Source organism: uncultured Oscillibacter sp., from assembly GCF_947654275.1.
Lineage (GTDB): Bacteria > Bacillota > Clostridia > Oscillospirales > Oscillospiraceae > Oscillibacter.
Window position 1 is genome coordinate 36,653 of sequence record NZ_CANTJS010000018.1, and the last position, 18,504, is coordinate 55,156.

Annotated in this window: 16 protein-coding genes and 2 tRNA genes; 12 read left to right on the plus strand and 6 right to left on the minus strand. The window is 62.9% G+C overall.

All coding sequences use genetic code 11. The features are described from left to right. The first annotated feature begins 170 nt into the window (after positions 1-170). The 8 genes from sfsA to atpC all read left to right on the plus strand — a co-directional run bounded on the left by sfsA (position 171) and on the right by atpC (position 7,406). On the plus strand, positions 171-851 hold the full coding sequence (sfsA, locus tag Q0063_RS06690; protein WP_297871198.1) for a DNA/RNA nuclease SfsA: 681 nt from the start codon (positions 171-173) through the stop codon (positions 849-851). Between the two features lie 385 nt (positions 852-1,236). Further along, positions 1,237-2,034, plus strand: coding sequence for a F0F1 ATP synthase subunit A (locus Q0063_RS06695; RefSeq protein ID WP_297871199.1), 798 nt, complete (start codon positions 1,237-1,239; stop codon positions 2,032-2,034). A 188-nt stretch (positions 2,035-2,222) separates the two neighbouring features. Next, positions 2,223-2,444: an ATP synthase F0 subunit C gene (locus Q0063_RS14720; protein ID WP_367180345.1), complete on the plus strand. Its 222-nt coding sequence runs from the start codon at positions 2,223-2,225 to the stop codon at positions 2,442-2,444. Between the two features lie 14 nt (positions 2,445-2,458). Then, a complete protein-coding gene (locus Q0063_RS06705; RefSeq protein ID WP_297871201.1) occupies positions 2,459-2,947 on the plus strand; it encodes an ATP synthase F0 subunit B in 489 nt (162 codons plus the stop codon). Next, complete coding sequence (atpA, locus tag Q0063_RS06710; protein WP_297871202.1) at positions 2,934-4,694, plus strand: F0F1 ATP synthase subunit alpha; 1,761 nt, start codon at positions 2,934-2,936, stop codon at positions 4,692-4,694. Before Q0063_RS06705 ends, atpA begins: the two co-directional genes overlap by 14 nt. Position 4,695: 1 nt before the next feature. Further along, the gene (atpG, locus tag Q0063_RS06715) at positions 4,696-5,586 is read left to right on the plus strand and encodes an ATP synthase F1 subunit gamma (RefSeq protein WP_297871203.1); all 891 of its coding nucleotides are present in this window, start codon (positions 4,696-4,698) and stop codon (positions 5,584-5,586) included. 6 nt (positions 5,587-5,592) lie between these two features. Beyond that, complete coding sequence (gene atpD, locus Q0063_RS06720) at positions 5,593-6,996, plus strand: F0F1 ATP synthase subunit beta (protein ID WP_297871204.1); 1,404 nt, start codon at positions 5,593-5,595, stop codon at positions 6,994-6,996. Next, a complete protein-coding gene (atpC, locus tag Q0063_RS06725) occupies positions 6,996-7,406 on the plus strand; it encodes an ATP synthase F1 subunit epsilon (RefSeq protein ID WP_297871205.1) in 411 nt (136 codons plus the stop codon). Before atpD ends, atpC begins: the two co-directional genes overlap by 1 nt. Before the next feature lie 259 nt (positions 7,407-7,665). Here atpC and Q0063_RS06730 read toward each other — a convergent pair whose 3' ends face one another. From Q0063_RS06730 to Q0063_RS06745, 4 genes are all read right to left on the minus strand, one after another. Then, positions 7,666-8,286, minus strand: coding sequence for an alpha/beta fold hydrolase (locus Q0063_RS06730; RefSeq protein ID WP_297871206.1), 621 nt, complete (start codon positions 8,284-8,286; stop codon positions 7,666-7,668). Further along, on the minus strand, positions 8,283-8,819 hold the full coding sequence (locus Q0063_RS06735) for an O-acetyl-ADP-ribose deacetylase (RefSeq protein WP_297871207.1): 537 nt from the start codon (positions 8,817-8,819) through the stop codon (positions 8,283-8,285). The genes Q0063_RS06730 and Q0063_RS06735 overlap by 4 nt, the downstream gene beginning before the upstream one ends. Positions 8,820-9,076: 257 nt before the next feature. Next, a tRNA-Gln gene (locus tag Q0063_RS06740) sits at positions 9,077-9,150 on the minus strand. A gap of 402 nt (positions 9,151-9,552) precedes the next feature. After that, complete coding sequence (locus Q0063_RS06745) at positions 9,553-10,797, minus strand: glycerate kinase (RefSeq protein WP_297871208.1); 1,245 nt, start codon at positions 10,795-10,797, stop codon at positions 9,553-9,555. 363 nt (positions 10,798-11,160) lie between these two features. Here Q0063_RS06745 and rpsF point away from each other — a divergent pair, with 363 nt between their 5' ends. The 4 genes from rpsF to Q0063_RS06765 all read left to right on the plus strand — a co-directional run bounded on the left by rpsF (position 11,161) and on the right by Q0063_RS06765 (position 12,640). Continuing rightward, a complete protein-coding gene (gene rpsF, locus Q0063_RS06750; protein ID WP_297871209.1) occupies positions 11,161-11,457 on the plus strand; it encodes a 30S ribosomal protein S6 in 297 nt (98 codons plus the stop codon). 12 nt (positions 11,458-11,469) lie between these two features. Next, positions 11,470-11,934 carry a single-stranded DNA-binding protein gene (locus Q0063_RS06755; protein ID WP_297871210.1) on the plus strand — a complete coding sequence of 155 codons (465 nt, stop codon included), beginning with the start codon at positions 11,470-11,472 and terminating at the stop codon, positions 11,932-11,934. A gap of 128 nt (positions 11,935-12,062) precedes the next feature. Continuing rightward, on the plus strand, positions 12,063-12,314 hold the full coding sequence (gene rpsR / locus Q0063_RS06760; RefSeq protein WP_297871211.1) for a 30S ribosomal protein S18: 252 nt from the start codon (positions 12,063-12,065) through the stop codon (positions 12,312-12,314). Positions 12,315-12,566: 252 nt separating this feature from the next. After that, a tRNA-Gly gene (locus Q0063_RS06765) sits at positions 12,567-12,640 on the plus strand. Positions 12,641-12,881: 241 nt separating this feature from the next. Here the strand turns inward: Q0063_RS06765 and glyA are convergent. Next, positions 12,882-14,060, minus strand: coding sequence for a serine hydroxymethyltransferase (gene glyA, locus Q0063_RS06770; protein ID WP_297871212.1), 1,179 nt, complete (start codon positions 14,058-14,060; stop codon positions 12,882-12,884). 224 nt (positions 14,061-14,284) lie between these two features. After that, a complete protein-coding gene (locus Q0063_RS06775; RefSeq protein WP_297871213.1) occupies positions 14,285-18,211 on the minus strand; it encodes a UvrD-helicase domain-containing protein in 3,927 nt (1,308 codons plus the stop codon). Positions 18,212-18,504: the final 293 nt, after the last annotated feature.

Consider the following 18,504-nt stretch of genomic DNA (forward strand, 5'->3'; position numbering starts at 1 on the left):
CCTCGCCGGTACGCCCAAATGGCGCTCGACAGGCCGGAAATCTTATGATATACTGGGAAAAACCGGGACAGTTTGCAATTCTTTGCCGGCTTTCCGCTTCGCTAAGAATCCGACAAAATTTCCCGCGCCGCCTCCTGTTTCCGTCAAAAACTGCCGAAGGGAGCCCTCTCATGCGCTACCGAACCGTCGTCCCGGGCCGTTTCCTCTGCCGCCCCAACCGCTTCATCGCCCAGGTGGAGACGGCGGCGGGCGTTCAGACGGTCCACGTCAAAAACACAGGCCGCTGCCGGGAGCTGCTGGTCCCCGGCGCTTCCGTCTATCTGGAGCAGAGCGCCAATCCCCGCCGGAAGACCGCCTTCGACCTCATCGCCGTGGACAAGGGCGGCCTGCTGATTAACATGGACGCCCAGGCCCCCAACCGGGTTTTTGCCGAGTGGGCCGGGGCGGGAAACTTCCTGCCGGACTGCACCGCCCTGCGCCGGGAATACGTCTACGGAGATTCCCGGCTGGACTTCTGTCTGGAGACCCCCGGAGGGCTCCATCTGGTGGAGGTCAAAGGGGTCACCCTGGAGGAGGGCGGCGCGGCGCGCTTCCCCGATGCACCCACGGAGCGAGGCGTCAAGCACATCCAGGAGCTCCGGCGGGCGGTGGAGGCGGGCCTGGGGGCCACCCTCTTTTTTGTGGTTCAGATGGAGGGGATGCGCAGCGTCGCCCCCAACGACGAGACCCATCCCGCCTTTGGCCGGGCCCTGCGGGAGGCTGCGGCCGCGGGCGTGAGGGTGTGCGCCTGGGACTGCGCCGTCACTCCGGAGAGCCTGACGCTCCGGGCCCCGGTGCCGGTGCTGCTGTAAGAACCTGTATTCACAACCGTTGAACGCTGTCTGAGCGGTCTTTTTCCGCCCCCTTCCGCAAAGACTCCATTAAGAGCCTGTTTAAAATCCATCGAAACGCCGTCACAGGGCATCTTTTTCCGCCGATGCTGCGTTGGTTTGACTTGAAATCCGCCAGGATTCCTGCGTCAAACCGCCTTGCCTGACGAAAAAATCTGCCCTAATCCGGCACTCCGCCGGATTTTAAACAGGCTCTAAGGATCAAACCGGAACGGACCCGGAGAAAAATTTCCAGAGCCGCCGCCATTGACAGACAAAAAATGGCTGGTATAATTGAAGAGGCACACATGGTGAAAAATGGGTGCCAGTATCCGAACTGTCAAGCTGTCAAGAAAAGGGGTGCGTAATGAAACAGCATAAAAAGGGGTTGGCGCTGTGGCTGACGGCGATTCTGCTGCTGCTGGCCGGCGCGCTTCTCACCGGGTCGCCGGGCCGGGCGGAGGGCGTGCAGGAGGCCATGCGGGACGCGGTGCTCCACAATGTCAACCAGATCAGTCTTTTCGGATGGAAGACGGTGAACCCCGGCATGATCTCGGCCTTTACCGTGACTGCGGTTCTGCTTCTGGCCGCCGCCTGCCTCCGAATCTTTGCCATTCCCAGATTCCGGATGGTCCCTGGGAAGCTTCAGCTTCTGCTGGAGGAGACGGTAGGCTTATTTGACCATATGGCCAGAACCAACAGTCCCCACCGCTTCGGCTTTCTGGGGGCTTATATTTTTTCCGCCGGCGCGTACATTTTCGTGGGAACCCTCTTCGAGCTGCTGGGACTCCAGGCCGTCACCACCCACGGGACGCCTGTCACCCTGCCCGCTCCCCTCTCCGATGTCAACGCCGCCATCGCCCTGGGAACCCTGTCCTATCTGGTCATCCTCTCCGGCGGCGTGACGGCAAACGGAGCCAGGGGCGTGGGAAAAACCCTGAAAGAGTTCTCCCTGCCCATTTCCATGAGCTTCCGTCTCTTCGGCGCCCTGCTCAGCGGCCTGCTGGTGACGGAACTGGTATACTACTTTGTCCACCTGAGCTTTGTGCTCCCCGTGGTGGTGGGCGTGATGTTCACAATGCTCCACGCCCTGATTCAGACCTACGTTTTAACCATGCTGACGGCCCTCTACTACGGCGAGGTCTCCGAGCCCTCCCACGGCTGAGCCGTCCCAAACAAGACATATATATGGAGGTTTCCGCTATGAACCAGAAAGCTATCCGGATATTCAGCCTAAAAACCCTGTGCGCTCTGGGACTGGCCCTGCTGCTGTCCCTGGCGCTGGCCGCACCTGTTCTGGCCGCTGAGGACGCGCCGGAGACCGGCGCCGTCCAGACGGAGGAGGATAACACCATCGGCCTGAAGGCCATCGCCGCGGGCATCGCCGTGGGCATCGCCGCCGCCGGAGGCGCCGTGGGCATGGGCCTCGCCACCGCCAAGTCCGCCGAGAGCATCGCCCGCCAGCCCGAAGCCGAGGGCAAGGTCCGCACCACGCTGATGCTGGGCCTGGTCTTCATTGAGACGGCCATCATTTACGCCCTGCTGGTGGTCATTCTCATCATCTTCGTATTGTAAGGCAGGTGGCAGCCATGAACATCCCACTGAATATTGACTGGCAGCAGATTCTGCTGCACTGGATGAATCTGGCCATCCTCACCGGCGGGCTGTACTTCCTGCTCTTCAAGCCCGTAAAACAGTTCATGGAGAAGCGGGAAGCCCACTATAAGGACCTGGACGCCCAGGCCGCCGGGAAGCTCCAGGAAGCCGAACAGATCAAGGCGGAATACCAGGCCAGGCTGGCCGGGGCCGAGGAGGAAATCCATCAGTCCTGGATCAAGGCCCAGGCGGCTGTCCAGCAGTCCGCCGAAGAGCAGCTGGCCCAGGCCCAGGCCCAGGCGAAGCAGATCATCGCCCACGCCCAGGCCGAGGCGGAGCACAGCCGGGAACGGGTGATGCGGGAATCTCAGAAGGAGCTGCGGAAGCTGGCGGCGGAAGCCGCCAGGAAGCTGGCCGTACAGGCGGATCCCTTCAGCCAGTTCCTGGATCTCGCGGAGGGAGGACGGCATGAGGAACGCTAGAAGCCGCATGACGGCGGAGCTCCGCAGCGCCAGGGAGCCCAGTCAGGAGCAGCTCCAGCGCTTTGAAAAATTCCTTGCCCGGACCTATCAGAAAAAGGTGCCCCTCCACTGGGAGAAGGATGAATCCATGGGCTCCGGCTTCCGGCTTCAGGCCGGGTCCGACGTCTACGACTGGACGCTGGACGGCCGGGTCCGGCAGTTCCGGGACTATCTCCGCCAAATCCAGCCGGGGCAGGACAGCCTGCTGCCCCTGATGCGCCAGGCCGTGGAGGACTGGGAGCTGGCGGTGGTGCCCGAGGAAATCGGGGAGGTGCTGACGGTGGACGGAGAAATCGCCACGGTCAGCGGCCTGGACCATGCCCAGTACGGGGAAATCCTGGTCTTCGCCTCCGGAATCAAGGGCATGGTCCAGGACCTGCGCCGTGGGGAGCTGAGCTGCATCCTGTTTGGAGACGGCGAGGAAATCACCGCCGGCAGCCTGGTCCGCCGGACGCTGAAAACCGCCGGCATGCCGGTGGGCGAGGAATTCCTGGGCCGGGTTGTGGACGCCCTGGGCATCCCCGTGGACGGCAGGGGCCGCATTCATTCCGAGGACCGCCGGCCCATTGAGACGCCGGCCCCCGGCATTCTGGACCGCCAGCCTGTGAACACCCCCATGGAGACGGGCCTGCTTGCCATCGACTCCATGTTCCCCATCGGCCGGGGCCAGCGGGAGCTGATTATCGGCGACCGGCAGACGGGCAAAACCGCCGTGGCCGTGGACGCCATTTTGAACCAGAAGGGCAAGGACGTGGTGTGCATCTACGTGGCCATCGGCCAGAAAACCAGCTCCGTGGCCCAGCTTGTGGAGAACCTCCGCCGCCGGGGGGCCATGGAGTACACCACCGTGGTCTGCGCCCCCGCCGGGGCCTCGGCGGCGCTGCAATACATTGCCCCCTACGCCGGCTGCGCCCTGGGCGAATACTTCATGCACCTGGGCCGGGACGTGCTGATTGTCTATGACGACCTGAGCAAGCACGCCATTGCCTACCGGGCTCTGAGCCTGCTGCTGGAGCGTTCCCCCGGACGGGAGGCCTATCCCGGCGACGTGTTTTATCTGCACTCCCGCCTGCTGGAGCGCTCCGCCCACCTCTCCGACGAGCTGGGCGGCGGCAGCATGACGGCTCTGCCCATTGTGGAAACCCAGGCGGGAGACGTGTCCGCCTACATCCCCACCAATATCATCTCCATCACCGACGGACAGATTTTCCTGGAGAGCGACCTGTTCTTCTCCGGCCAGCGGCCCGCCGTCAACGTAGGCCTCTCCGTGTCCCGGGTGGGCGGCGACGCCCAGACCAGGGCCATGAAGTCCGCCGCCGGCACGCTGCGGCTGGAGCTGGCCCAGTACCGGGAGATGGAGGTCTTCACCCAGTTCTCCAGCGATCTGGACGACGCCACCAAGCGCCAGCTCACCTATGGGCAGGGGCTGATGCGCCTGCTGCGCCAGCCTCAGTACGCCCCGTTCTCCCAGCACCAGCAGGTCATCATCCTGGTGTCCGCCCTGAGCCATGTGATGCAGGACATCCCTCTGGAGGACCTGGAGGGCTTCCGCTCCGGCCTGCTGGCCCGCATGGAGGAAGCCGCCCCGGACCTCTGCCGCCGGATTGACATGACGGGACTGCTTTCCGGCGAGGACCGGGAGGAGATTACGGAGCTGGCCCGGAGCTATTTGGAAGATTACCGGTCCGGCGGGAAGCGAGGCGCGTGACATGGCGGGAACAAAGGAGATCAAGACCCATATCGAGAGCGTCCAGGAAACCCGGAAAATCACAAACGCCATGTATCTGATCGCCTCCACCAAGCTCCGCCGGGCCCGGACGGAGCTGGATAACACCCGCCCCTATTTCGAGGCCCTGCGGGGGGAGATCAAGCGAATCTTCCGCACGGTAAACAATGTGGACAGCCACTATTTTTACCCCGCCGCCGGCGCCCCTCCTCTGGAAGGACCCTGCGGCTGCCTGGTCATCACCGCCGACAAGGGTCTGGCGGGCTCTTACAACCAGAACGCCATCCGGGAGGCGCTGAAGCTGCTGGAGCAGCACCCGGACCTGAAGCTCTTCGTCGTGGGGGAGTATGGGCGGCGCTATTTCGCCCAGCGGAACATCCCCATGGAACACAGCTTCCTCTACACCGCCCAGAATCCCACCATGTCCCGGGCCAGGGAAATCAGCGCCCTGCTGCTGAACAGGTTCGACCGGGGGGAGCTGAAGAAAATCTACATCGTATACACCGACATGGAGAGCGCCATGAGCTTCCAGGCCCGCACCACCCGGCTCCTGCCCTTTCACCGGACCTATTTTTCCGACACCGGCGAGCAGCCGGTGACGGAGCCCTTTGAGTTTCTCCCCGACCCGCGGACGGTGCTGAACAGCATGATGCCCAGCTATGTATCCGGCTTTATCTACAGCGCCCTGATCGACAGCTTCTGCTGTGAGCAAAACGCCCGCATGACGGCCATGGACAGCGCCAACCAGAACGCGGAAAAGCTGCTGGGAGAGCTGTCCCGCCGGTACAATCAGGTCCGCCAGTCGGCCATCACCCAGGAGATCACCGAGGTCTCCGCCGGAGCCAGGGCCCAGCGGCAGAGAAAGGACAGGTAAGGAGTTTTGGAAAGAGGTATTATTGTACAGATCTCCGGCCCCGTCATTGACGTGGAGATCCAGAGCGGCGCGCTCCCCCGCCTGCGGGAGGAGCTGACCGTGGAAAAGGACGGCGTGATCCGGGTGATGGAGGTCGCCCAGCACATTGGACGGAATACCGTCCGCTGCATCATGCTCTCCCCCAGCGAGGGCTTGGCCCGGGGGCTGGCGGTGGACGTCCCCGGCCACACCATTCAGGTTCCTGTGGGCCGGGCCACCCTGGGCCGGATGTTCAACGTTCTGGGCCAGCCCATCGACGGCGGCGGCCCGCTGCCCGAGGATACCCCGGTCCAGAGCATCTACCGCCGCCCGCCCTCCTTTGAAGAGCAGTGCCCGGCTGTGGAAATCCTGGAGACGGGCATCAAGGTCATCGACCTGCTGGAGCCCTATCCCAGAGGCGGCAAAATCGGCCTCTTCGGCGGCGCAGGCGTGGGCAAGACTGTGCTGATTCAAGAGCTGATTCACAACGTGGCCATGGAGCACGGCGGCTATTCCATCTTCACCGGCGTAGGCGAGCGCTCCAGAGAGGGCAACGACCTCTGGCACGAGATGCGGGAGAGCGGCGTGTCCGACAAGACCGCCCTGGTCTTCGGCCAGATGAACGAGTCCCCCGGCGTCCGGATGCGGGTGGCCCTGTCGGGCCTGACCATGGCGGAGCACTTCCGGGACAGGGAGCACAAGGACGTGCTGCTGTTCATCGACAACATCTTCCGCTTTGTCCAGGCGGGCAGCGAGGTGTCCACCCTCCTGGGGCGGATGCCCTCCGCCGTGGGCTATCAGCCCACCCTTGCCAACGAGATGGGGGAGCTTCAGGAGCGGATTACCTCCACACAGGACGGCTCCGTCACCTCCGTGCAGGCGGTCTATGTCCCCGCCGACGACCTGACGGACCCCGCCACCGCCACCACCTTCGCCCACCTGGACGCCACCACCGTTCTGAGCCGGAAAATCTCCGAGCAGGGCATTTACCCGGCTGTGGACCCCCTGGCCTCCTCCTCCCGGATTCTGGAGGCCGACGTAGTGGGCCAGCGGCACTACCGCATCGCCCGGCGGGCCCAGGAAATTCTGGAAAAATACATGGAGCTCCAGGACATCATCGCCATTCTGGGCATGGATGAGCTCAGCGACGCGGACCGGCGCATTGTGGCCCGGGCCCGGCGGCTCCAGCGCTTTTTCGCCCAGCCCACCCATGTGGCGGAGAAATTCACCGGCCTTCCCGGCATCTACGTGCCCCTGAAGGACACTCTGGACAGCTTCGAGAAGCTGGTGGACGGCGAGCTGGACCAGTATCCGGAAGCCGCCTTTTACAATGTGGGCTCCTGGCAGGACGTGGTGGAGAAGGCCAAACGGCTGGAAGCGGAGGGATTATAATGGAGACCTTCCGGGTGCACATTCTGGCGGCGGACCGGACCTTTTACGAGGGGCCCTGCGTCAGCCTGACCATCCCCACCACCGACGGGGAACAGGGCATTCTGGCCCACCACGCCAGCATGATTGCCGCCGTCCAGCCCGGCACCCTGCGCTATCAGATACCGGGGGAGCCGGTGCGGCTGGCGGCGGTGTCCCCCGGCATGGTGAAGGTGGAGCACAACGACGTGCTGGTGCTGGTGGACTCCGCCGAGCGGCCCGAGGAGATCGACGCCGTCCGGGCCCAGCGGGAGGCCGACGAGGCCCGGGAGGCCCTTCTGCAAAAGAGGAGCCGGCAGGAATATCAGATTGCCCAGGCCTCTCTGGCCCGGGCTCTGAACCGGCTGCGGGTCAAATCCCAAGGGCTGGACTAAGATGTATTCACAATCGTTGAACGCTGTCTGAGCGGTCTTTTTCCCGCCAGGCAAGGCATCTCACCCCGAACATCAGGGCAAACCAGCGAAAGACCGGCAGAACCGGACGGCTCGGTCCGCCATCCGCCATTGTTCGAGGGAATCCCAAACATCAAAAAGGACTGTTTTCCACATGGAAAACAGTCCTTTTCTGCCCGCAGCTCCCGCCTGCGCCGACGGTCCGCCGGCGAAACGCAACGGAATCTCTTCTGAGCATCCTTCAGCCCTGCTGTTCATAAAAATCCCTCAGCAAGGCGGCCAGGGCCTCCGGCGCGTCCCGGTTGACCTCGTGGCCCGCCCCCGGCACCTGACGGAGAACCGCCTGGGGAAGACTCCGGCCCAACGCCTGGGCGGCCCTCCAGTTGGTCCGGTCACGCTCCCCGCAGAGGGACAAAACGGGACAGCGCACCCGTTCCAGCCCCGCCCGCAAATCAAGGTCCGCCATGGAGGCCGTCAGGGAAATCATGGCCTGTTTTGAAAAGCCAGTCCCCCGGAAGGCCTTGGCAGGCATCAGGCGGAACACCAGACTCTGAAGCCCCAGCAGCCCTCTGGGAATCTCCAGCGGCGTGCCGATAAGCACCAGGGACTCCACCCGCTCCGGGTGGCCCTTGGCATATTCCAGGGCCAGCACGCCGCCCAGGGACAGGCCGCAGAGGCGGAGGGACCCCGGCAAGGTCCCGCAGAGCCCCTCAAAGGCCTGATAGAGGTCTGTAAACCGCGCTTCCCCCGCCAGCTCCGGCAGACTGGGGCACAGCGCCTCCTTTTCTAAATGAGTCAGAACCGCCTCCCAGCTCTCCGGCCCCTGGCCCAGGCCGTGGAGGCACACCAGGCGGCCCGTCACAGCCGTTTCCCCTTCTCCCCGGCGTACCACATATTATAGGTCTGCCGGTAGACGGCGGCGGCGCTCTCGGTATGGCAGACCATCCGCACCCTTTGGGGCAGCTGGTGGTCCGCCAGGAACTCCATGATGGCCTTCAGGGCCACCGAGGCGGCCTGCGCCATGGGATAGCCGTAGACCCCGGTGGAAATAGACGGGAAATCCACCGACCTGATTCCCCGCTCCGCCGCCAGCGTCAGACAGGACCGGTAGCAGGAGGCCAGCAGAGCCGCCTCCCCCTGGCCGCCGCCCCGCCAGATGGGCCCCGGCGTATGAATCACATACTTTGCCGGAAGGCGGAAGCCGCCGGTGATTTTTGCCTGTCCCGTCTCGCAGCCTCCCAGAGTCCGGCATTCCGCCAGCAGCTGGGGCCCTGCGGCCCGGTGAATCGCCCCGTCCACGCCGCTGCCCCCCAGCAAGGTGGTGTTGGCGGCGTTGACAATGGCCTCTGCATCCGAACAGGTGATATCCCCTACAACGATGGAAAAGCGCTCCATTGACAACCCTTCTTTCCTGTTTGATGGCGCTGGTATTCCGGAAAAGGCAGGCGGCAAACAGGGCGTCTCCCGCCGGAAAAGCGTCTTGACCGGGGCCTTTCCGCTTTTGAACCGTGGTTCGGCAGGGAATCCGCCCCCGGCGGCTTCCCTGCCCTTTCCGCCGCTAAAATGCTTTCATTTGACAAGCTCCGCCCTGCGGAGCAAAAAGAAGAACCGCCGAAAGACCTTTTTCATCAAGCCTTTCGACGGTCCTTTGCTGGCAGCGGGTGAAGGATTCGAACCCTCACATACAGAGTCAGAGTCTGCTGTGCTACCTTTACACAAACCCGCTGTGTTCCTGCCGCTTAATTACCGCAGCGAACAGATATTATTATACAAAAAAAACCTGTTTTGTCAACCCCTTTTTTAAATTTTTTTCTGGTTTTTTCCTGTTTTTTTCTCAGGCTTTTTTCCATACTTTTTCCCGGGCTTTTCCCGGGCTTTTCCCGGGCTTTTTCCTGCTTTTTCCCTGGCCGCCGGTGGGGTTCATTTATGGGGAACAGACGCCGTTGGTGCACTCCCCCCCTGGCCGCTTCCGCCTCCCGAATCAACGCCGCTCCATCACGCCGGGCGCCGGGGAAAAAGCACTTCCCCGCTCCGTTTCTGCTTTCGCCGCCGCCGAAACGCCGCCCGCCGCCCCTCGGGTGCAGGCGGCGGGCCCGGACCCTTCCAAGCTTCCAGCCAATTCCTCCGGTCAGGTCCCCGCCGCGTTCAGCAGGGCCACAGCCACATCGTTGACATTGGTGCCGGTGGGGCCGGTCATCACCAGACCCTCCACCGCCTTCAGGGCATGATAGGCGTCATTCTCCCCCAGGACGCCGAACACATCCAGCCCTTTGTCCTTCAGCGCCGCCAGCGTCCCGCCGTCCACGTAGCCCCCGGCGGCGTCGGTGGGGCCGTCCGTTCCGTCGCTGCCTACGGAAAATACCGCCGCCCCGGGAATTCCGGCGATGCCGGGAGCCGCGGACAAAGCCAGCTCCTGGTTCCGGCCCCCCAGACCCGTTCCGGTGAGGTGGACCACCGTCTCGCCGCCGGCGATGAAGGCCAGCTTCCGCCCTGACCCGGCATGGGTTTTCACGATACTGGCCAGAAAGCTCCCGGCCTCCCGGGCCTCGCAGCAAAGCCGGTCCGTCAGCAGAACCGGTTCATAGCCCAGAATCCGGCACTGTTTTTCGGCGGCGGCGCAGAGCTCCCGGACGCTGCCGGTAATCCGGGTGACGACGTTGGGCAGCTCCTTGGGTGTTTCCTTCCCCAGCAGCGCGCGGGCCTGGGCGGACAGGCGCAGGTTGTATTTTTCCGCGACGGCCTGGGCCTGCCGGCAGGTGGATGTATCCGGGCAGGCCGGGCCGCTGGCAATCATATCCAGAGGATCCCCCAGAATGTCGCTGAGCACCACACTGAACACCTGCGCCGGGGCGCAGGCCTGGGCAAAACGCCCGCCCTTCACGCCGCTGAGCCGCTTGCGGATGGTATTCATCTCCACGATGTCCGCCCCGGAGGCCAAGAGCTGTTTTGTGATGTTCTGGAGCTCCTCCCCGGAAATCAGGGGTCGCTCAAACAGGGCGCTGCCGCCGCCGGAGAGGAGGAACAGCACGGAATCCTCCGCCGTCAGACCCGTCACCAGCTCCAGGGCCTGTTCCGTGGCATGAAAGCTGTTCTCATCGGGTACCGGATGACCGGCCTCGCAGCAGCGGACGTCGGGGATTTCCCCCATGGAATGGCCGTATTTGGTCACGACCACGCCGCCGTCCACCTGACCCAACGCGTCCACGGCGGCTTTGGCCATCTGCCACGCGGCTTTGCCCGCGGCCACCAGCAGCGTCCGCCCCCCGGAGGGACGAAAATCCGCCAGGGCCCGCCGCACCGCTTCGTCAGGCAGAACGGCCCTCAGGCTGGCGGAAATGATCCGGTCCGCGTCCTCCCGTAAGTTCTGATTCAAAATCACATCCCCTTTCTGATTGCTTCAAACGCAATCGCTTCACCTCATATATTAGCTCTTGTGTATAAAAAGTACAATATAAAATCCGAATAATTTTTAAATCACAAGTCCGCCTCTCTCCGGGGCCCAAAGGCCTGCGCGCAGCCGCCGAACGCTGTCCGTCCCGCTTCTCTCCCGGCATCCCCCGTCCATTTTCCCTGAAATATGTCCCATCCGCCGGAGCAGAAAATAATTTAAGTTTTTCCTGAGCTTTTTCTTGACATTTTCCAAAATTTCGATATAATAATAGGGCTTGCAGTTTGCAGGCGAAAATCCTTGCTCTCATGAGAGATGAGGGCCATTTGTCCAAAAGGAGGTGCAAATATGGCAAAGGTTACTGCCAATTATGAGGTCGTATATATCATCGACCCCGCACAGGGTGAGGAGGGCATCGCCGCCACCGTGGCGAAGTTCCAGACCCTGGCCGAGCAGCATGGCTCCGCCGTGGAGGTGGAGGAGTGGGGCGCCCGCCGTCTCGCCTATCCCATCGACTACAAGAACGACGGTTACTATGTGCTGATGAGCTTCACCAGCGAGCCGTCCTTCCCCAAGGAGCTGGACCGTGTTCTCGGAATTACCGACGGTATCATGCGTTCTCTGATCGTCTGCAAAGGTGAATAAGGAGGACTCCCAATGCTGAACAAAATATTCATCATGGGCCGCCTGACCCGTGACCCGGAGCTGCGCCGCACACAGAACGGCACCGCGGTTACGTCCTTTTCCCTGGCCGTGGACCGGGATTACAAGTCCCAGAGCGGCGAAAAGGAAACCGACTTTATTGACGTGGTGGCCTGGCGCGGCACCGCGGAATTTGTCAGCAAGTATTTCACCAAGGGCCGCATGGCCGTGGTGGAAGGCCGTCTGCAGATCCGCGACTGGACGGATCGGGAAGGCGGCAAGCGGAGAAGCGCCGAGGTAGTGGCCGATAATATCTATTTCGGTGACTCCAAGCGCGACAGCGGCGGAGACTACGGTTCTCCTCCGCCCTACGGTTCGCCCGCGCCCGCCTACAGCGGTTCCGGACACAGTTCCGCCTCCCGCAGCGAGTCCACGGACTTCTCCGAGGTCAACGAGGAGGACGGCGAGCTGCCGTTCTGAGCAAAACTGAACCGGGCCCCGTTTTCGGGACCCGCTGCCCGCGTCCCCCGGCATGCCGGGCGGCGGAGGAAGTGTCCGCCGGGCCGAAGGGGCTTGGGACGCCATCTTTATAAAGGAGGAAACAACTCATGGCTTATGATCGTGAAGCACGGCCCGCACGGCCCAACCGGGGCAAACGGCGCAAGGTTTGTCAGTTCTGCGCCGAGAAGTGCGAGCACATTGACTATAAGGACGCCGCGAAGCTGCGCCGGTTCATCTCTGAGCGGGCCAAGATTCTGCCCCGCCGGACCACCGGCACCTGCGCCATGCATCAGCGTCAGCTGACTGAGGCCATCAAGCGCGCCCGTCAGATCGCGCTGCTGCCCTACGTCACCGACTGAGTAACTGGTTCCGCGCCGGTCCGTCTTCCCCAAGGCGGACCGGCGTCTGTTCCTGACGTAAACGGAGCCGGGCTGTTTTGAGCATTTTTGAAGTCTTTTCGAAGCCTTTTCGAAACCTTTTCGATACATTTTGAGAGGAATCCGAAAAAGCGAAAAACGAAAAAAGAGAAAACCGCAAAAAGGGCTTGATTTTTTCCCGTGTTCCGATTATAATAAGTTCTACAGGCAAGGCCTCGAGGAGGCCGTTGATTGGCAGGGTTAGTACATCGGTAGTACCCGTGCTTCCCAAGCATGTGAGGCGGGTTCGACTCCCGTACCCTGCTCCAGCTCAGAAATTCCCACCACTGTTTCGTTTCCGCCTTGCGGCGAAAACTGCACTGTGGCGGGAATTTTTTTGCGTTCCGCCGCGCCCCGGACGACGGCGTAGATGTCACGAGTACATCAAAGCCGTTAGCCCCCGGGCCTCAAAAACAGCCGCATGACGCTACTGCGTCATGCGGCTGTCTCTCTCATCTCATCAAAAATCTCCCGGTGGGGGCTTTCCCCTTCCTATCCGTTCGGCAGGCGTCACTTAGCCTGCCGCATGGCCTGAATGATCTCGTCAATCCGGTGGGCCACCCGGACAAAATCCTCCTCGGTATACCCCTTGGTGGTCATAGCCGCGGTGCCGACCCGCACGCCGGAGGCCTGCTGAGGGGAACGGGTCTCGCCGGGGACGCAGTTCTTATTCAGGGTGATTCCGTGCCTGTCCAGCTCGTTCTGAACCTCTTTGCCGGTGAGGCCGGTATCTGTCAGGTCCAGCAGGAAGAGGTGGTTGTCCGTGCCGCCGGTGACCACGTGGTAGCCCATGGCAATGAATTCATCACACATGGCCCGGCAGTTCTTCACCACATTGTGGATATACTCCGCGAAGGAGGGATCACAGGCCTCCTCGGCGGCCACGGCCTTGCCGGCGATGACATGCTGGAGGGGACCGCCCTGGGTGCCGGGGAATACGCCGCTGTCAATCTTCCGGGCCAGCTCCGGCCTGCAGAAAATCAGTCCGCCCCGGGGGCCCCGCAGCGTCTTGTGCGTGGTGGTGGTGATGATGTCGGCCAGGCCGAAGGGAGAGGGATGGTCCCCCGCCGCCACCAGACCGGCGATGTGGGCCATGTCCACCATGAAATAAGCCCCGCAGCTCTGAGCGATGTCCGCGAAGGTCCGGAAGTCCAGAATCCGGCTGTAGGCGGAAGCGCCGGCCAGAATCAGAGCAGGCTTGCAGTCCTCCGCCTTTTTCCGCACGTCCTCCATGTCGATGCGGCCGGAGGCGTCCACATCGTAGAACACCATGTTGAACAGACGGCCGCTGAAATTCACCGGGGAACCGTGGGTCAGGTGTCCGCCGTTGTCCAGACTCATGGCCAGAATGGTGTCGCCGGGCTTCAGCACGCTCATATAGGCCGCAAGATTGGCGGACGCGCCGCTGTGGGGCTGGACGTTCACGTGATAGTCCGTGTGGAAAACCTTCTGCCACATCTCGCAGCAGTACTGCTCCAGCACGTCCACATTCTCACAGCCGCCGTAATACCGTCCCCGGTTGCCGGCGGGGCGCTCCGCGGGGTAGCCTTCGCTGTATTTATTGGTCAGGCAGGACCCCACCGCCCGCAGTACGTTCTCGCTGACAAAGTTCTCGCTGGCAATCAGCTCGATGGTGTGGGCCTGCCGCTCCTGTTCTTTCTCAATGATTTCAAATACCTTTGACTGCATTCCTGTATCCTCCCGTTACGCGGTCGTTTTCTTTGTCTCAACGTTCAACATCTTAGCATATCTTTTCCGGAATTCCAAGGTGAATGGCGGAAAAAAGCACTGGGATTGTGAACAAATTTGAAGGGAAGCAAAACCGCTTTCTTTGTTTTTAAAGACGATTGTCCGCAATATACGGACAATCCAAAGAAGAAACCAGCCGCCCGGAAGGACGGGCGGCCGGTCCCTCAGTATTTGAATATCTGCCGTCCGGCGGTTTCGTAGTCTATCGTCATATATGTATAGCCGTTCTCGGAAAACCGGGAGACCACCGTCCCGTTTCCGTGCTCCGGATGAGTCACGAGATCCCCCTGAAACAACGCCATAGGCGGCCACACCGGCGCGTGTTTAGCGGATTTCAATACCTCATATTGGTCATCGCTGGTCCGGAGCAGACCCCGCTCCTTCATCTGGTCCACAAGGCTCCCCACCGACCACTCCTTCAGGGCCCGCATCTCCTCCAGCTCCGGGAATTTCTCCACGGCCTCCCGCAGGCGCTCCGCCTTGTCCGGGGTGATGCCCTCAAAGCTGTCCTTGCAGAACACCTGCAAAAACCGTTTTCTCCCATAGGGGTAGACCTCCCGCTCCAGCTGCTGCACCGCCCGCAGCACCATCATGGCCCGGCAGGCCGTCACTCCGGCGTGGGTCAGACGCAGACCCAGGCTGCTGCACAGCAGGCCCTTTTCCAGGGTCCGGGTCAGGGCGGGCTCCAGACGGTCCTCCATCTCCACCAGCTCCGGGAATCTCCGGCGGAGGTCCTCCACAGCGCTCTGCTGATGCTCCCCAAACCGGGCCGAGGGGTCCTCCTGCTGAAAGATATGAAGGAACCGGGTCTCGCCGTAGGTATAGCCCAGCAGGTAGTTCAGCCGCGCCGCCGCCCGCAGCACCAGGTCCTCCTCCGCCATGCAGACGCTCTCCTCCTCTGTCTTCGGCGCACGGAGACAGCCGGGCAGCTCCTCACTGGCATAAGTCTCCCAGGGGCTCAGCCTGGCGTCCTCGCAGGGGGCGGCCAGGAAATACTTTGTGGCGTGCCGGACCCGGTAATACCGGTCGCTTTTCCGGCAGTCCGCCTCATGCTCACAGCTGCACTTTCGAATGGACAGGGTCCCTCCGGCGGGGTCGTTGGTCATAAAGCCGCACTGCGTCTGGTCGCCGGTGCAGATGAAAAGACGGCTCAAGCTCTCGTCCGGCTCGCACTTGCCCCGGCGCTTCCAGAACAGGCGTTCCCGCAGAGGGCCCTTGGGCCAGCCCATGACCTGGTCGATGCGCTGGAGGGGGCTTCCGCAGAGGGGGCAGCGGGGCGGATAGGTCTTCCGGACCTCGTCCCGGAGCGCAAACGCGTTGTCGTTTTCCTCCCAAAGCGCGGCGTCCTCCTCCGTCAGGGTCTCCAGCACCACCCGGGCCCTTTCGCCCATCTCCCTGGAAATCTCCTTGAGCTCCACCAGGAATTCCGACGGATGCCGGAGCGGAGCAAGGCACCAGACCCGTTCCTTCGTGCGGGTAAGGGCCACGTAGAACAGCCGCCGTTCCTCGGCATAGGGACAGTCCTCCTCTCCTTCCTCCTCCCGGGGCAGCACCAGGGACAGCACCGGGTCGTTCTCCCGCTTGGAGGGGAAGCCATATCTGGGGTCGTCCTGTCCGTTGAGGAGAATCACAAAATCCGCCTGAGCGCCCTTGGCCCCGTGGACCGTGCGGAAGGTACACTGAAAGGCCTCGTTGAACTCCGGGCTGTCAATCCGCGTCCACCGCTCCCCCTCTCCGTCCGAGCTGACGGCATTTTTGCTGAACAGCTCGCTGGCCTCCAGATACGTGGCGGCGTCGGCCTGATACCGGCCCAGAAACAGAATTTCACGCCGCTTCCCGGGGACCCGGCCCTCTCTCCATATCCGGTCCAGAATATGCTCCAGGGCGGAGCGGATATGCAGCCGGGTCCGCTCCTGGGCCGCTTCCCGGGCCAGGTCTTCGAGGCCCCCCGTCTCCTCTTCCGTCTGCTCCGTCTCCTTCAGCCGCCCCAACTCAATGTCCGGGTCCCCCTCCTCATAGAGGCAGACGGTCACCGGGTCCGTGACCTCCCCGGAATGGCAGGAAACCAGGTTCTTCCTGATCTGGCGGCTGTTCTTCATGACGAATTTTCCTGCCAGGTCGATGAGGCTCTGGGGATTGCGGTAGGTGATTTCCAGCGTCAGGCCGTCCAGCTCCGCCGCTCCTCTGCCCCGTTCCCCCATCTCCTCCAGGAAGCCGGTGAACAGCCTGACGTCGGAGCCGGAAAAAGCGTAAATCGACTGCCAATCGTCTCCAATTGCCATCAGCCGCGCGCCGCAGAATGTCCGCAGGGCGTTCAGCAGCTCGGAACGGCCCTTGGAAATATCCTGGTACTCATCCACGAAGATGTACTGATACCGCAGTCCCAGCGCCTCGGGGGCCGCCCCCGCCTTCCGGCGGTTCCTCAGGAGGGCGGCGGCGCCGGAGATCATTTTCGCGAAGTCAATCTTGGCGCTGTCCGACAGATAGGCCCGGTAGCGCCTGTGGCACTCCCGGCAGATTTCCAAAAACAGCCGGGTCCGCTCGTTTTTCACGGCTCCCTGGGTCTCCACAGGCTGGAGCCACCGGTCATACTGGTCTTCACCGAAGCCCCTGTTATCATAGGCGCTGATGAAGTCCCACAGCAGGTCCGTGAAGCGCTTCACCGCCGCCTCCGCCCGCCGCTCGGCCAGCTGACCGAGAAGCTCCTCTTCGGTGCGGTCCGCCAGCTCAAAGCCGTGGTCCAGCAGCATCGTCCTCAGGTGGCTCAGGAGACTGCCCCCCTGCTGATACTGCCCGTAGGTACAGAGCAGCTCCCGTTCCTGGTCCGCCGCAAAGCTCATTTTCTCCCGGGCCTCCGCCCGGTAGCGCCTCTGGGCGCTCGTCTCCTCCGGGCCGGGCCGGTCCGCAATCACGCCGAAGTGCTCATAGTAGAAGCGCTCTCCGTCGGAGGGCCGGGTCAGCAGAAAGTCCGGCGTGTAATATTTCCTGCTCCTGCCGATGGTAACCGGATTGCCCTGCCGGTCCAGATACAGCGGTTCATAGTGATAGGCGACGCCGTTTTCATACAGGAAATCGGCAATCACTCCCTCCTGAAAGGACCGGACCATCTCCCCCTGAATGGTCCGCCAGCGGCGGCGGTTCCGCCGGGCGCTCTCCTGCCGGTTCACCCGGCTCACCAGCTCCTGTTTCGCCGCCTCCAGCAGATAGTCGTAAAGGGTGCCCTCCCTGGGCACGCCGGGGGAGCCGAAGGTCTGGGCAAAAAACAGCAGCAGGCGGTCCGTCCACCCGGCGTCCTTCAGATAGGTCTCCTTAAAAAAGTCGATGACCTCCTGGGGCAGTCCCTGCCGGTCCTCCTTCTTTCCGTTGTCCGGGCGCAGCTCGCCGTTGTTGACGCCGGCTGTAAGCCGCCCCGCCCGGGTCAGAATGGCGTTGCCCAGACTGTGGAAGGTGGAAACCGTGACGCCACCGCTCCCCCGGACGGCGACAGGAATCCCGAAGGGCGGGCCGGCAAACTTATCCTTCAGGTCCTGGACGGCCTTATTGCTGTAGGAGAGGACCAGAATTTCCTCCGGCTCCACCGGCGTGAAGGGCGGCGGCGTCTCCAGCTGGGCTCCCAGCTCCCGGGCAAGCCGGAACAGCTCCTCTTTCGCCTCCGTCAGGTCCGGGCCGTCCGGGGCCCGGGTTCCCCGGTCCAGCAGGTTCCGGACGGTGGCCGCCAGAGTGGAGCTCTTGCCCGTGCCCGCTCCGGCAATCACCAGGCAGCAGTTCTCGTCCACCGCCACCATTTTCAGCTGGTGGGGGTCGGGGCTGAACCCGCCGCCCTCCGAGGCGGCGTTAAGGGCCTGGAAATAGCGCTCCAGCTCCGCCTGCGCCGCCTGGTTATAGCGTCTCAGCGCCTCCATGTGCCGGGCCTCCAGCTCCTCCCTGTCCGCCCGGCCCTCCATGCAGGGCGTCAGCCTTGCCATATAGGAGCTTTCCATCAGGTAGGCGTTCTGGGGCAGGGAGCGGGCCAGGTACGCCCACAGCGCCCGAGGGGGCGTCCTGCCTTCCTGTTCGTTTTGCCGCGTTTGATTCATGCGTGTTTCGTCCATCCGTTCCTCCTTGGTACGGCCTGACTGCCGTCTCTTTTTCGGAATGATGCCTGTGTCCCCTTGAGTATAGCACCCTTTCCGCCCCGGCGCAACCATGGGGACGCCATGGGCCGTCTCCTTCCGCCCATGGAATCAGGAGACGGGCCGCTTTCGGGAGACCGGCGGCTCCGGTAACGGGCTTCCCGAGGCCCTTCCTGCGCCCCTTCCCGCGCCTCTTCCCGCGCCCCTTCCCGCGCCGCTTCCCGCGCCCCTTCCCGCGCCCCTTCCCGCGCCCCTTCCCGCGCCCCTTCCCG

Bases quoted from the DNA above. Each gene is read 5' to 3' on its own strand.
- Q0063_RS06775 (WP_297871213.1), bottom strand. From the start codon at position 18,211: ATGGACGAAACACGCATGAATCAAACGCGGCAAAACGAACAGGAAGGC.
- rpsF (WP_297871209.1), top strand. From the start codon at position 11,161: ATGGCAAAGGTTACTGCCAATTATGAGGTCGTATATATCATCGACCCC.
- sfsA (WP_297871198.1), top strand. From the start codon at position 171: ATGCGCTACCGAACCGTCGTCCCGGGCCGTTTCCTCTGCCGCCCCAAC.
- Q0063_RS06705 (WP_297871201.1), top strand. From the start codon at position 2,459: ATGAACATCCCACTGAATATTGACTGGCAGCAGATTCTGCTGCACTGG.
- atpA (WP_297871202.1), top strand. From the start codon at position 2,934: ATGAGGAACGCTAGAAGCCGCATGACGGCGGAGCTCCGCAGCGCCAGG.
- rpsR (WP_297871211.1), top strand. From the start codon at position 12,063: ATGGCTTATGATCGTGAAGCACGGCCCGCACGGCCCAACCGGGGCAAA.
- Q0063_RS06695 (WP_297871199.1), top strand. From the start codon at position 1,237: ATGAAACAGCATAAAAAGGGGTTGGCGCTGTGGCTGACGGCGATTCTG.
- atpG (WP_297871203.1), top strand. From the start codon at position 4,696: ATGGCGGGAACAAAGGAGATCAAGACCCATATCGAGAGCGTCCAGGAA.
- Q0063_RS06755 (WP_297871210.1), top strand. From the start codon at position 11,470: ATGCTGAACAAAATATTCATCATGGGCCGCCTGACCCGTGACCCGGAG.
- glyA (WP_297871212.1), bottom strand. From the start codon at position 14,060: ATGCAGTCAAAGGTATTTGAAATCATTGAGAAAGAACAGGAGCGGCAG.
- Q0063_RS06735 (WP_297871207.1), bottom strand. From the start codon at position 8,819: ATGGAGCGCTTTTCCATCGTTGTAGGGGATATCACCTGTTCGGATGCA.
- atpC (WP_297871205.1), top strand. From the start codon at position 6,996: ATGGAGACCTTCCGGGTGCACATTCTGGCGGCGGACCGGACCTTTTAC.